This is a genomic window from Rhodobacter xanthinilyticus, from assembly GCF_001856665.1.
Taxonomy (GTDB): domain Bacteria; phylum Pseudomonadota; class Alphaproteobacteria; order Rhodobacterales; family Rhodobacteraceae; genus Rhodobacter; species Rhodobacter xanthinilyticus.
This window is the reverse complement of record NZ_CP017781.1, coordinates 2,359,621-2,373,135: the sequence shown is the minus strand read 5'-3', so window position 1 is coordinate 2,373,135 and position 13,515 is coordinate 2,359,621. Positions and strand designations below refer to the sequence as shown.

The window sequence follows — 13,515 nt, the reverse complement described above, 5'->3', positions numbered from 1 at the left end:
ATGGCTGACCTGCGTTCCGAATTCGTGGGGATCAAATCCCCGAACCCGTTCTGGCTGGCCTCGGCGCCGCCGACCGACAAGGAAGTCAATGTGCGCCGCGCCTTCGAGGCGGGTTGGGGCGGCGTCGTGTGGAAGACGCTCGGCTCCGAGGGCCCGCCCGTCGTCAACGTCTCCGGGCCGCGCTACGGCGCGATCTTCGGCGCCGACCGGCGGCTTCTGGGGCTCAACAATATCGAGCTGATCACCGACCGCCCGCTCGAGGTGAACCTGCGCGAAATCAAGGCGGTGAAGCGCGATTACCCCGACCGCGCGCTCGTCGTCTCGCTGATGGTGCCCTGCGACGAGGCCTCGTGGAAGGCGATCTTGCCGCTCGTCGAGGAGACCGGCGCCGATGGGGTCGAGCTCAATTTCGGCTGCCCGCATGGCATGGCCGAGCGCGGCATGGGCTCGGCGGTGGGGCAGGTGCCCGAATATATCGAGATGGTGACGCGCTGGGTCAAACAGACCACGCGCATGCCCTGCATCGTCAAACTCACCCCCAACATCACCGATATCCGCCGCCCGGCCGAGGCCGCCAAGCGCGGCGGCGCCGATGCGGTCAGCCTGATCAACACGATCAACTCGATCACCTCGGTCGATCTCGACGCCTTCTGCCCCGAGCCGATGATCGACGGCATGGGCACCCATGGCGGCTATTGCGGCCCGGCGGTGAAGCCGATCGCGCTCAACATGGTGGCCGAGATCGCGCGCTCGGCCGAGACCGCAGGGATCCCGATCTCGGGGATCGGCGGCGTCACCACCTGGCGCGACGCGGCCGAGTTCATGGCGCTCGGCGCGGGCAATGTGCAGGTCTGCACCGCGGCGATGACCTATGGGTTCAAGATCGTGCAGGAGATGATCTCCGGGCTCTCCGACTATATGGACGCCAAGGGCTTCACCTCGACCGCCGAGATCGTCGGCCGCGCGGTGCCGAAGGTCACCGATTGGAAATATCTCAACCTCAATTACGTCACCAAGGCGGTGATCAACCAGGACGATTGCATCAAATGCGGGCGCTGCTACGCGGCCTGTGAAGACACCTCGCACCAGGCGATCGCCATGGACGAGGAGCGGACCTTCACGGTCAAGGACGAAGAGTGCGTGGCCTGCAATCTCTGCGTCAATGTCTGCCCGGTGGACTGCATCACGATGAAGCAGCTCCCCTTGGGCGAGGTCGATCCCCGCACCGGGCGGGCGGTGGGCCCGGCTCAGAACTGGACCACCCACGCCAACAACCCGACCGTGGCCGCGGCCGAATAAAGCAACCAGATCAGCGCGTTACGTCGATATTCGGCGGGGGCGCGCTGTCCATCTGATGCCAGTCGCCCTGCGAGCTCCCAGCCTGCGGGGCGATCTGCTGTGCCTCTTGGGCTGGCTGAGGGCGCGTCTCCCTCTCCGGTTGCGCCTCCTCGGCAGCGGTGCCGGGCGCGCTCGCCCCTGTCGCGGCGGCATAGCCGGCGGGCGCGGCGGCGGGCGGCGCGGCGGCGGCGGCGCCTTGACGGGCCGCGGCGGGCGCCTCGGCGCCATCCTCGGCGGGCGCGGCCCCGCGCGGGGGCTCGGCCTCGGGCTCGGGCGCGGGATCGGGGCTCAGCGCCTCGGGCGGCGCAAGCCGACGCGCGGCCGCCGCTTCGAGCGGCGTCACGTCAAAGGTTGGCGGCGGCCCGGTCGGCGCATCGGGGTCGGGCGGCGGCTCGATCCCCGCGAGCAGCGTCGCGAGCACGGTTTCCTCCGCGCCGGAGCCCGTGGCCCCCGCGCTCTGGACGCCAAGGCCGGCCAAAGTGCTCTGGCTCGCTGCCGTTTGCACGATCAGCGCCGCCTGCGCCTTGAGCGCCTGCACCTGTTGGGCACGGTCCTGCGGGGTCTGGGTATCCACCCCCGCCTCCATGCCTGAATTGAGATTGGCGGACTTCGCCGCAGGCTCCACCGTACTGGCGGGAGCTTTCTTCGGTGTCGCTGGCATCAGCAGCGGCGACCAGCCGATTTGAGGCATCAGCCCCGAAATCTGGTCCATCCCCACACTCCTCGCACTCAACACCCCCACCATGGACGATTCTGCGCGCCCGAGGTTACTCAAGCGTGAATCTCCCCGGGATTCTCGGCAAAGGGTTAACGGCGCGGGGCCTCAGGGCGCGAGGAGCCGCTCGAACAGCGTCTCGAGAAAGCGCTCGGCCTCGGCGAAGGGGGCGCGCCCCGGGCCCAGAACCGCGCGCACCTGCACGTCGAAATCGGCGTAATGCTGGGTCAGCGCCCAGATCGAGAAGATCAGGTGATAGGGGTCGACCGGCGCGATCTTGCCCGCCGCCGCCCAGGCGCCGATCACCGCCGCCTTGTCATCGACGAGCGTCTTCAGATCGCCCTCGATCCCCTCGATGAACCGCGGCGCGCCCTGCAGCACCTCATTGGCGAAAAGCCGGCTCTCGCGCGGCATCTCGCGGCTCATCTCGAGCTTGCGGCGCATGTAGCCCATGATCTCGGCCTTCGGCTCGCCCGCCGGGTCCATCGCGCGCAGCGGCGCGAGCCAGATATCCATCAGCCCCTCGAGCAGCGCCACATGGATCGCCTCTTTCGAGGGGAAATAATAGAGCAGGTTCGGCTTCGAGAGCCCCGCGGCCTGCGCGATCTGGTCGAGCGTCGCGCCGCGGAAGCCTTGCGCGGAAAACACTTCGAGCGCGGCCTCGAGGATCGCTTCGGTGTTGCGGCGCTGGATCCGGGTCTGCGGGCGCGGGGGCGTGGCTTCGGTCAAATTGCGTCCTCCAATTGCGGGGCCTATAGCGCAGCCCCCCCGGCCGATCAACGCGCGCCGCGCCGCAAATCGCAGGTTTTGGCGGCTCTTGTCTCTGGATAGGCCGTTCCTGACCGAAAGGTCAAATCAGATCGCCGCTTTTGTCGCCCCGGCGCGGGCGGCGGCGGCGCGCTGCACACCAAAGCGTCATTTCGCGCCCGCGCGCGCGGCGGTTAAACTGGCCAAAACCCCGGAGACCCGATGCGCCTGACCCTGCTTCCGCTTCTCGGCCTTGGCCTGCTCGCCGCGCTTCCCGCGCGTGCCGAGCTGGTGCGCTGCACCACCTCGCTGCGCGGCGAGGCGGTTGGCTTCGCTTATGACCCGCAAAACGAGGCGCTGCGGGGCAGCCGGTCGCTGCGCGAGAAGGTCTTGGGCGGCAAGAAGGGCGTCGATTGCCCGGGGCTGGTGACGCTGCGCGCGCTCACGCCCGAGCTCGATGACGCGGGGCGCGCGCCGTTCTGTCTGCAATGGGATGAAAAGGCGGGCACCTATCTCGGCTATGCGACGGGCGCGCGCGATCCTTGGGGCCATTGCCGCGCGCCCTCGCGCAGCTTTTGCGAGCGGGTGAACGGCTCGGCCGCGGCGGCGGGGCGGATCATGGGCAATGCGAGCGGCATCGCGCGCGAGGCCGAGGCGCAGGTCAGCGCCAACCCGGTCGGCGCGGTGGTGATCGAGGGGCAGGGGGCGCGGCTCGGTGCCAAGTTGCGCGACATGGGCGCGAGCGCGGTTCTGGGGCTCAGCCCGGCGGGGCTGGCGGCGGTGGCGGTCACGGCGGTGGCGGTGGGCGGCGCGGTCTATGTCTGCTCGGATCAGGGGGCCGAGGGGGCCGCGCTCGCCGCCGCGCCCGAGGCCTTGCCGCCCGAGGGCTCGGTGATCGGCGAGGCGGGGGCGGGGCCGGTCCTGCGCGCCGAGGACATGGCGACCGATCTGCCCGCGACGAGCGGCGACGGGATGGTGCCGATGCTGACCATCGCGCCGCCCGATCTGAGCCCGGCGGGGCCGCCGGCGCCGCCCGCCGCGGTGCCGCCCGCCGCGCCGCCCGCCCAGCCCTGATCAGGCCGGATCGACGCCGATCCCGCGCAGGATGATCTCCTTGACGCTGGTCTTGGCCGCCTGCCAGGCCGCCGGGCTCAGCGGCCCGCCGTTCAAGACCTCGATCTGGTGGTTGAAATCGGCGTAATGCTGGGTCGTGGCCCAGAGCATGTAGAGCAGATGCGCGGGCTCGACCGGCGCCATCTTGCCCTCGGCGATCCAGCGTTCGATCACCGCCGAGCGCCCCGCGGTCCACTCCCGCAGCGTCGTCTCGAGGTAATCTTGCACCACCGGCGCGCCATGCATCACCTCCGAGGCCCAGACCTTCGAGCCGTTCGGATGGCGGCGCGAGATCTCCATCTTGGCCTCGATATAGGCGCCGATCCCCTCGGCCGGGCCCGCCGCATCATCCATCACATTCGCCGCCTTCAGCCAGATCTTGAAGATCCGCTCGACGACCGCGCGGTAAAGCGCCTCCTTGGTGGCGAAGTAATAATGCAGATTGGCCTTCGGCAGGCCCGCCATATCGGCGATCAACTGCATCGTGGCGCCGCCATAGCCGGCCTCGGCGAAGACGGTTTCCGCCGCTTTCAGGATCGCAGCCTCATTGGCGCGGCGGGTCGCGGCGCGCGAGTGCCCGTTTTTTGTGCGACTGCCTGTCGTCTCGTCTTTCACCGCGCGGCCTTTCGGAATTTTGTTGACCGTATGGTCAGGTCATGGTGCCCTGAACCTGACCATACGGTCAGAACAAGATTCGTCGCAAGAGGGCCGCAAGCGCCCCGCAGCCGACAGGGAGATAAGCCGATGTCCGCACCCGGAGAAAACCTCCGTATCAATTCCGCACGCCTGTGGGACAGCCTGATGGAGATGGCCAAGATCGGCCCGGGCGTCGCGGGGGGCAACAACCGCCAGACGCTGACCGACGAGGATGCCGCGGGGCGCGCGCTCTTTCAGAGCTGGTGCGAGGCGGCGGGGATGGTGATGGGCGTCGACAAGATGGGCACGATGTTCGCCACCCGTGCGGGCGAGGATCCCGACGCGCTGCCGGTCTATATCGGCAGCCACCTCGACACCCAGCCGACGGGCGGCAAATATGACGGCGTGCTGGGGGTGCTCGGCGGGCTCGAGGCGATCCGCACGATGAACGATCTGGGCATCAAGACCCGCCATCCGATCGTGCTGACCAACTGGGCCAATGAGGAGGGCGCGCGGTTTGCGCCGGCGATGCTCGCCTCGGGGGTGTTCGCGGGCGAGATCGACCTCGATTACGCCTATGCGCGGCAGGATCTCGAGGGGCTGAGCTATGGCGCCGAGCTCGAGCGGATCGGCTGGAAGGGCCCCGAGGAGGTCGGCGCGCGCAAGATGCACGCCTATTTCGAATATCACATCGAGCAGGGGCCGATCCTCGAGGCCGAGGAGAAGACGATCGGGGTGGTGACCCATTGTCAGGGGCTGTGGTGGCTCGAATTCACGCTGACCGGCAAGGAGGCCCATACCGGCTCGACGCCGATGGCGATGCGGGTCAATGCGGGTCTGGCGATGGCGCGGATCTTCGAGATGGTGCAGGAGGTCGCGATGGCGGCGCAGCCGGGCGCGGTGGGCGGCGTGGGGCAGGTGAAATTCACCCCCAATTCGCGCAACGTGCTGCCGGGCAAGGTGGTGTTCACCGTCGATATCCGCTCGCCCGATCAGGCCAAGCTCGACGGGATGCGCGATGCGGTCGAGGCGCGGGCGGCGGCGATCTGTGAGGAGCTCGGGGTGGGGTGTTCGGTCGAGCGGGTCGGGCATTTCGACCCGGTGACCTTCGCGCCCGAGCTCGTCGCGCGGGTGCGCGGCGCGGCCGAGAAGCTCGGGCTGAGCCATATGGATATCATCTCGGGCGCGGGGCATGATGCGTGCTGGGCGGCGAAAGTGGCGCCGACGACGATGATCATGTGCCCCTGTGTGGGGGGGCTGTCGCATAACGAGGCCGAGGAGATTTCGCCCGAATGGGCGGCGGCGGGGGCGGATGTGCTGCTCCATGCGGTGCTCGAGACGGCAGAGGTTGTGCGCTGAGGCAAGCGGCCGGGGGCGCCGCCCCCGGACCCCCGGGATATTTTGGGCAAGATGAAAGCCTGAGGAGATTTCAAAATGGCGAGCAAGGTCATCAAGAACGGGACGATCGTGACGGCGGATCTGACCTACAAGGCGGATGTGCTGATCGAGGGGGGGCAGATCATCGCGATCGGGCCCGATCTGAAGGGCGATCGGGTGATTGACGCGACGGGGTGTTATGTGATGCCCGGCGGCATCGACCCGCATACCCATCTCGAGATGCCGTTCATGGGCACCTATTCGGCCGATGATTTCGAGAGCGGCACGCGCGCGGCTTTGGCGGGCGGCACGACGATGGTGATCGATTTCGCGCTGCCGAGCCCGGGGCAGGGGCTGATGGATGCGCTCAAGATGTGGGACAACAAGGCCGGGCGGGCGCATTGCGATTATTCGTTTCACATGGCGGTGACCTGGTGGGGCGAGCAGGTGTTTGGCGAGATGAAGCTCGTCACCGAGCGCGGGATCAATTCGTTCAAGCATTTCATGGCCTACAAGGGCGCGCTGATGGTGAACGACGACGAGATGTTCGCCTCGTTCAAGCGCTGTGCGGAGCTCGGCGCGATCCCGATGGTGCATGCCGAGAACGGCGATATCGTGGCGGAAATGTCGGCCAAGCTCCTGGCGGAGGGCAATACCGGCCCCGAGGCGCATGCCTATTCGCGCCCGAGCCAGGTCGAGGGCGAGGCCACCAACCGCGCGATCATGATCGCCGATATGGCGGGGGTGCCGCTCTATGTCGTGCATACCTCCTGCGAGGAGGCGCATGAGGCGATCCGGCGGGCGCGGATGCAGGGCAAGCGGGTCTATGGCGAGCCGCTGATCCAGCATCTGACGCTCGATGAGAGCGAATATTTCAACGCCGATTGGGACCATGCGGCGCGGCGCGTGATGAGCCCGCCGTTTCGCAACAAGATGCATCAGGACAGCCTCTGGGCGGGGCTCTCGTCGGGCAGTCTGAGCTGTGTGGCGACCGACCATTGCGCCTTCACCACCGATCAGAAGCGCTTCGGGCTGGGCGATTTCACCAAGATCCCGAACGGCACCGGCGGGCTCGAGGACCGGCTGCCGATGCTCTGGAGCGCGGGCGTCAACACCGGGCGGATCACGATGAACGAATTTGTCGCGGTGACCTCGACCAATATCGCGAAGATCATGAACATGTATCCCAAGAAGGGGGCGGTTCTGGTGGGGGCGGATGCCGATCTGATCGTCTGGGATCCGAAGGCGCGCAAGGTGATTTCCGCCGCGTCGCAACAATCTTCGATTGATTACAACGTCTTCGAGGGTAAAGAGGTGACGGGGCTGCCGCGCTACACGCTCTCGCGGGGCGAGGTGGTCTTCTCCGAAGGCGCGATCACCGGGCCGGAGGGGCATGGCGAATTTGTCGCGCGCGCGCCGGGCACGCCGGTGGGCCGTGCGCTCTCGACGTGGAAAGAGCTGACCGCGCCGCGGCCGGTGGCGCGGGCGGGGATCCCGGTGACCGGGGTCTGAGCCGGGCGTGCGGCGAGCCGCTCGCCGCACCTTAACTTTGGCCTGCAACCAACTGACAAGAAAGAAAATATGCGCGCGCCCGTGATCGAAGCCAAAGACGTGAACCTGATTTTCGAGACCCGTGACGGGCCGGTTCACGCGCTCAAGGATGTCAACCTGACGGTGGAGCGGGGCGATTTCGTCTCGTTCATCGGGCCCTCGGGCTGTGGCAAGACGACGTTTCTGCGCTGTATCGCGGCGCTCGAGACGCCGACGGGGGGTGATCTCAAGGTCAATTCGATGAGCGCCGAAGCCGCGCGCAAGGCGCGCAGCTATGGCTATGTGTTCCAGGCGGCCGGCCTCTACCCCTGGCGCACGATTGCGGGAAATGTGAAACTTCCGCTCGAAATCATGGGCTTTACCAAGGCCGAACAGGAGGAGCGTGTTGCAAAAGTGCTCTCGCTGGTCGACCTCGAGGGCTTTGGCAAGAAATATCCCTGGCAGCTTTCGGGGGGGATGCAGCAGCGCGCCTCGATCGCGCGGGCGCTCGCCTTCGACGCCGATATCCTGCTCATGGACGAGCCCTTCGGGGCGCTCGACGAGATCGTGCGCGACAAGCTCAACGAGGAGCTCCTCAAGCTCTGGTCGGCGACCGGCAAGACGATCGGCTTCGTCACCCATTCGATCCCCGAGGCGGTCTATCTCTCGACCAAGATCGTCGTGATGAGCCCGCGCCCCGGGCGGATCACCGATGTCATCGAAAGCCCGTTGCCGCGCGGCGCGCGCCCGCTCGAGATCCGCGACACGCCGGAGTTTCTCGAGATCGCGCATCGGGTGCGCGAGGGGCTGCGGGCGGGGCATGCCTATGATGCGTAAGGGCGCCGCACGGGCCGCGCTCCCGCTTCTGGGCGTGCTCATCCTGGGGGCGCCGGCCGGGGCGGAGACCCTCGAGCAGGCCTATGGCCTTGGCGCCACGCCGCCGCAGCCCGAGGTCTGGCTGAAGCTCGGTGCTGACATGTCGGTGCGCGCGCGCCTCCTTGATGCTCAGGGCGGGCTGGCCCAGACCGCGCGCCCGGGCGAGAAGCTGCATCTCGCGCTCGAGTTCCGTGCCGCCGAGGGCGCGGCGGATCGCGCGCTCGATCTGACCTGTGCGGCGCGCTTTTACGATGCGGAGGGCACCGCCTCCGCCTATCAGGGCGCGGCGGTGCCCTGCTACCACGGCCGCCTGGCCGATGGCGCGGCGGATTTCCAGCCGATTGATTTCACGTTTGTTTTCGTCAATGACGCCGAGGATCCTCTCGGCACGGCGGCGGTTGTGGCCACGGTCCGGGACCGCGCGACGGGCCGCGGCCGAGAGCTTGCGCCGACCTATCGGCTCGGGAGGTAAGGGGATGCGAAATCTGGGACCGATCCTGACCGTTGTCGCCGCGATCCTGGTGATCTGGTATGGCGCGGCGGTGAAGATGAACGCGAAATGGGTCTATGATCAGGCCGCGCGCGCGGGCGCCGAGGTCAGCACGAGCCAGCTTCTGCGCGAGACCATGGCGCAGGAGCGCCCGGTGCTGCCGGCGCCGCATCAGGTGGCCAAGGGGCTTTGGCAGGGCGTCGCGGGGCAGAAGATCACCTCGAAGCGCAGCCTCGTCTTCCACGGCTGGGTGACGCTGTCGGCGACGCTGGCGGGCTTTGCGCTCGGCGCGGCGGCGGGGCTCCTGCTCGCCATCGGCATCGTGCATTCGCGCGCGATGGACATGTCGGTGATGCCCTGGGCGATCGCGAGCCAGACGATCCCGATCCTTGCGATTGCGCCGATGGTGATCGTGGTGCTGGCCTCGCTCGGCATCAAGGGGCTGCTTCCGAAGGCGATCATCGCGGCTTACCTCAGCTTCTTCCCGGTGCTCGTCGGCATGGTGAAGGGCCTGCGCGCCCCCGATGCGATGCAGCTCGACCTGATGCGCACCTATAACGCCAACCGGGCCGAGACTTTCTGGAAGCTGCGCCTGCCCTCTTCGATGCCCTATCTCTTCGCCTCGCTGAAGGTCGGCATCGCGGCGGCGCTGGTCGGCACGATCGTGGCCGAGCTGCCTGCGGGCGCGACCCAGGGCCTCGGCGCGCGGCTCCTTTCGGGGAGCTATTACGGCCAGACGATCCAGATCTGGGCCGCGCTTTTCGCCGCCGCCACGCTCGCGGCGGGGCTCGTGGTCGCGGTCGGCGCGATCGAGCGGGTGGTCCTGCGCAAGATGGGGATGGCGGCATGAAACTCCTGATGTTTGCCCTCGCGTTCTGGCTCGGTGCGAGCCTTTTCAACAGCTGGCTCGCGGCGCGGTTCTCGCACAGGCGCTGGGCGCAGCTCTTCGTGCCGGCGCTCTTCGGGGTGACGCTGCTCGTCCTGTGGGAGGGGGTGGTCGCGGGCTTTGCGATCAGCCCGGTGATCCTGCCCGCGCCCTCGGCCATCGTCGCGCGCTTTGCGCAAAGCACGGCGCTCCTGTGGGGCGATTTCGCCCAGACGATCCTGAAGGGCGCGCTTGCGGGCTATCTCCTCGGTTGCGGCGCGGCGATCGTGACCGCGATCGTGATCGACCGCTCGCCATTCCTGCAGCGCGGCCTGATGCCGGTGGGCAATTTCGTCGCCGCCCTGCCGATCGTCGGCATCGCGCCGATTCTGGTGATGTGGTTCGGTTTCGATTGGCAGTCGAAGGCGGCGGTGGTGGTCTTGATGGTGTTCTTCCCGGTGCTGGTGAACATGGTCGCGGGGCTGAAAGCCACCGATCATTTGCAGCGCGACCTGATGAAGACCTATTCGGCCAGCTACCGCGACACGCTGTTCAAGCTGCGCCTGCCGGCGGCGATGCCGTTTCTCTTCAACGGCTTGAAGATCGCCACCACGCTCGCGCTGATCGGGGCGATCGTTGCCGAATTTTTCGGCAGCCCGACGCGCGGCATGGGCTTTCGGATTTCGACCGCCGTCGGGCAGCTTGATATGCCGCTCGTCTGGTCGGAGATTGCGGTGGCGGCGCTCGCGGGCTCGGGGTTCTTCGGGGCGATGGCCCTGCTCGAAAGGCTCGTCACCTTCTGGCACCCGTCGCAACGGGCGCGATGATCTGAGTTTCAAACACCGGCACAAAGCCGGGATCAACACTGGAGAAGTGCATGAAGAAGTTTCTGATCGGGGCGGCGCTGGCGGCGCTGACGGCGGGTTCGGCGAGCGCCGAGGAGGTCAAGCTCCAGCTCAAATGGGTCACCCAGGCCCAGTTCGCGGGCTATTATGTGGCTCAGGAGAAGGGGTTTTACGACGAAGAGGGCCTCGAGGTGACGATCATGCCGGGCGGCCCGGATATCTCGCCCACGCAGGTGATGGCCGGCGGCGGCGCCGATGTCACCGTCGACTGGATGCCCTCGGCGCTCGCGGCGCGCGAGAAGGGGCTCGATCTGGTCAATATCGCCCAGCCCTTCAAGAGCTCGGGGATGATGCTGACCTGTCTGAAGGAAACCGGCATCAAGGGCCCGGAGGATTTCAAGGGCAAGACGCTCGGCGTGTGGTTTGGCGGCAATGAATATCCGTTCCTGAGCTGGATGGCGACGCTCGGGATCCCGACGGATGGCTCGGAGGGCGGTGTGACCGTGCTCAAACAGGGCTTCAACGTCGATCCGCTCCTGCAAAAACAGGCCGCCTGCATCTCGACCATGACCTATAACGAATATTGGCAGGTGATCGATGCGGGCCTCGCGCCCGAGGATCTCGTCACCTTCAAATATGAGGATGAGGGCGTGGCCACGCTCGAGGACGGGCTTTATGTGATGGGCGACAAGCTCGCCGATCCGGCCTTCAAGGCGAAGATGGTCAAATTCGTGCGCGCCTCGATGAAGGGCTGGAAATATGCCGAGGCGAACCCCGATGAGGCGGCCGGCATCGTGCTCGAGAACGACGAATCGGGCGCGCAGACCGAGACCCACCAGAAGCGCATGATGGGCGAGATCGCCAAGCTCACCGCGGGCTCGCAGGGCGCGCTCGATCCGGCCGATTATGAGCGCACCGTGAAGATCCTGCTCGGCGGCGGCTCGGACCCGGTGATCTCGAAGGCGCCGGAAGGGGCCTATACGCTTGAAATCACGGATGAAGCGCTGAAATAAGCGCGCAATTTTCGCGATTGCGGGGCGCGGCTGCCGGCTGCGCCCCGTTTTGGTAAGGGCTTTGTTAACCTCGCTGTGGTGTGCTGATTGCGCGTGATGGAGGCGCAAGATGCAGGAAACCGGCCAGTATAGTGAGGATCGGCTTTCGGGCTGGGTGATCTGGCTCGGCGGGTTCGCGCTTTGTGTGGGGATCGCGGGGGCCTTCTGGTTCGTCTGGAAGAGCCAGTTCGCCGCGCCCTCGGGGTTTCTCTTCGGCTCCCCCACGCGCGAGATCGAGGCGGGCTATTGCCTCGGCGTCGCGCAACAGGTCGTGCCCGGCGGCTCGCCCACCGGCGGCTTTGTCTCGGAGACCACCGATTTCTGGATCAAGCGGTTGCGAAGTTACACCCGCGACATGGGCCCGCCGATCGCCGCCGCCCAGGCGCGGATTGCCCGCGATTTGCAGGTAAGCCTCGGGGGGGAGCGCGAATGGCTCGAGGAGGCGATGATCACCTGCACCAAGCGCGCGCAGACCTATGGCGCGAAATTCCAGACGCTGAAGTGAGCCCGGCCCGGCGGTCTTTGTAAATCCGTTGGAAATTTCGGGCGTTGCGGGTAAATCTGGGGCGAACCCAGAGGGAGGCGCCCGTGGCCAGATCCGCCCTGACCGGCACCCGTATCCGCGAGCGGCGCACCGCGATCCGGATGAAACAGGCCGATCTGGCGCGCCTCTCGGGGATCTCGCCGGCCTATCTCAACCTGATCGAGCACAACCGCCGCCGGGTTGGCGAGGCGCTGATGATCCAGATCGCCGGCGCGCTCGGCGTGGCGCCCGAGGCGCTCTCCGAGGGCGCGGAGGGGATGCTTTTCGAGGGGCTGCGCGAGGCCGCAGCCAGCGCCGAGATCGAGGGGGGCGCGCGCGGCGCAAGCCCGCCCGAGATCGAGCGGATCGAGGAATTCGTCGGCCGTTTCCCGGGCTGGGCGGGGGTGCTTGCCGGCCGTCAGGCGCGCGTCGGCGCGCTCGAGCGGGTCGTCGAGAGCTATTCCGAGCGGATGGCGCAGGACCCGTTCCTGCTCGCCTCGCTCCATGAGGTGCTCTCGGCGGTGACCAGCCTGCGCTCGACGGCGGCGATTCTCGTCGAGACCGAGGATATCGAGCCCGAATGGCGCGCGCGGTTTCTGCGCACGATCCAGGAGGAGAGCCTGCGGCTTTCCGATACCGCCGAGGCGCTGGTCGGCTATCTCGACGAGATCGAGGAGGCCGAGACCGGGCTGAGCTCGCCGCAGGAGCAGGTCGAGGCCTGGCTGACCGGGCGCCGGTGGCATCTCGAGGAGCTCGAGCGCCCCGATCCGCCGCCTGCCGAGACGCTGATCGAGGGGGTGGCGGAGCTCGCCTCGGGGGCGGCGCGCAAGCTCGCGCTCGCCCATATCGCGCGCGCGGCGGCCGATGCGGCGCTTCTGCCGCTCGCGCCCTTTGCCGCGGCGCTCGCCCGTCATGGCGCCGATCCGGGCCGGCTCGCGGCGGAATTCGCCGCGCCGCTCGGCGCGGTTTTCCGCCGCCTCGCGACGCTGCCTGCGGGCATCGAGGGCGCGCCCGCGGCCGGGCTTGTCGCCTGCGACGGCTCGGGCACGCTGACCTTCCGCCGCCCCGCGCCGGGCTTTGCGCTGCCGCGCTTTGGTGCGGCTTGCCCGCTCTGGCCGCTTTACGAGGCGCTCACCCGCCCGATGCAGCCGATCCGCGCGGTGGTCGACATGGCCGGGCGCCTGCCGCAGCGCTTCCTGACCTACGCCTTTTGCGAGCCGCGCCAGCCCGGCGGCTTTGACGGGCCGGTGCTGATGGAGGCGATGATGCTGATCCTGCCCGGCCCGCGCGCGGCGCCGGGGGATGCGCGCGCGGTGGGTTCGTCGTGCCGGATCTGCCCGCGCGGGGCCTGCCCGGGGCGGCGCGAGCCCTCGATCCTTGCGGAAAGCTGAGCGCTAACGCGTTTGAC

General features: G+C 67.8%; 14 protein-coding genes. 11 read left to right on the top strand and 3 right to left on the bottom strand.

Annotated elements, in window-relative coordinates; translation table 11 throughout:
• The gene (gene preA / locus LPB142_RS11555) at window positions 1-1,299 is read left to right on the top strand and encodes an NAD-dependent dihydropyrimidine dehydrogenase subunit PreA (RefSeq protein ID WP_068765882.1); all 1,299 of its coding nucleotides are present in this window, start codon (window positions 1-3) and stop codon (window positions 1,297-1,299) included.
• A 10-nt stretch (window positions 1,300-1,309) separates the two neighbouring features.
• On the opposite strand, the gene LPB142_RS11550 is transcribed toward preA, so the two are convergent.
• Both LPB142_RS11550 and LPB142_RS11545 read right to left on the bottom strand, forming a co-directional pair.
• Window positions 1,310-2,050: a hypothetical protein gene (locus tag LPB142_RS11550; protein ID WP_156894368.1), complete on the bottom strand. Its 741-nt coding sequence runs from the start codon at window positions 2,048-2,050 to the stop codon at window positions 1,310-1,312.
• Between the two features lie 111 nt (window positions 2,051-2,161).
• Entirely contained in the window at window positions 2,162-2,782 is a 621-nt protein-coding gene (locus LPB142_RS11545) for a TetR family transcriptional regulator C-terminal domain-containing protein (protein WP_071166462.1), read from the bottom strand.
• Window positions 2,783-3,022: 240 nt separating this feature from the next.
• Between LPB142_RS11545 and LPB142_RS19425 the strand changes: the two genes are divergently transcribed.
• Window positions 3,023-3,874 carry a hypothetical protein gene (locus LPB142_RS19425; protein WP_071166461.1) on the top strand — a complete coding sequence of 284 codons (852 nt, stop codon included), beginning with the start codon at window positions 3,023-3,025 and terminating at the stop codon, window positions 3,872-3,874.
• Here LPB142_RS19425 and LPB142_RS11535 read toward each other — a convergent pair whose 3' ends face one another.
• Entirely contained in the window at window positions 3,875-4,528 is a 654-nt protein-coding gene (locus tag LPB142_RS11535) for a TetR/AcrR family transcriptional regulator (RefSeq protein ID WP_068765886.1), read from the bottom strand. It abuts the gene before it with no gap.
• 129 nt (window positions 4,529-4,657) lie between these two features.
• On the opposite strand from LPB142_RS11535, the gene LPB142_RS11530 reads away from it, so the two are divergent.
• The 9 genes from LPB142_RS11530 to LPB142_RS11490 all read left to right on the top strand — a co-directional run bounded on the left by LPB142_RS11530 (window position 4,658) and on the right by LPB142_RS11490 (window position 13,498).
• Window positions 4,658-5,908 (top strand): Zn-dependent hydrolase, encoded by a 1,251-nt coding sequence (locus tag LPB142_RS11530; RefSeq protein WP_071166460.1) that lies wholly within the window; start codon window positions 4,658-4,660, stop codon window positions 5,906-5,908.
• A gap of 75 nt (window positions 5,909-5,983) precedes the next feature.
• Window positions 5,984-7,438 (top strand): dihydropyrimidinase, encoded by a 1,455-nt coding sequence (gene hydA, locus LPB142_RS11525; protein ID WP_071166459.1) that lies wholly within the window; start codon window positions 5,984-5,986, stop codon window positions 7,436-7,438.
• Window positions 7,439-7,507: 69 nt separating this feature from the next.
• Window positions 7,508-8,293, top strand: a complete 786-nt coding sequence (locus LPB142_RS11520) for an ABC transporter ATP-binding protein (protein ID WP_068765889.1) — start codon at window positions 7,508-7,510, stop codon at window positions 8,291-8,293.
• Complete coding sequence (locus LPB142_RS11515) at window positions 8,283-8,804, top strand: hypothetical protein (RefSeq protein WP_068765890.1); 522 nt, start codon at window positions 8,283-8,285, stop codon at window positions 8,802-8,804. Before LPB142_RS11520 ends, LPB142_RS11515 begins: the two co-directional genes overlap by 11 nt.
• Complete coding sequence (locus tag LPB142_RS11510) at window positions 8,698-9,672, top strand: ABC transporter permease (protein WP_394328597.1); 975 nt, start codon at window positions 8,698-8,700, stop codon at window positions 9,670-9,672. Before LPB142_RS11515 ends, LPB142_RS11510 begins: the two co-directional genes overlap by 107 nt.
• Window positions 9,669-10,514, top strand: coding sequence for an ABC transporter permease (locus LPB142_RS11505; protein ID WP_068765892.1), 846 nt, complete (start codon window positions 9,669-9,671; stop codon window positions 10,512-10,514). The genes LPB142_RS11510 and LPB142_RS11505 overlap by 4 nt, the downstream gene beginning before the upstream one ends.
• A 50-nt stretch (window positions 10,515-10,564) precedes the next feature.
• Entirely contained in the window at window positions 10,565-11,545 is a 981-nt protein-coding gene (locus LPB142_RS11500; RefSeq protein ID WP_071166457.1) for an ABC transporter substrate-binding protein, read from the top strand.
• 109 nt (window positions 11,546-11,654) lie between these two features.
• Window positions 11,655-12,089 (top strand): hypothetical protein, encoded by a 435-nt coding sequence (locus LPB142_RS11495; protein WP_071166456.1) that lies wholly within the window; start codon window positions 11,655-11,657, stop codon window positions 12,087-12,089.
• 83 nt (window positions 12,090-12,172) lie between these two features.
• A complete protein-coding gene (locus LPB142_RS11490; RefSeq protein ID WP_068765895.1) occupies window positions 12,173-13,498 on the top strand; it encodes a helix-turn-helix transcriptional regulator in 1,326 nt (441 codons plus the stop codon).
• Window positions 13,499-13,515 lie beyond the last annotated feature (17 nt).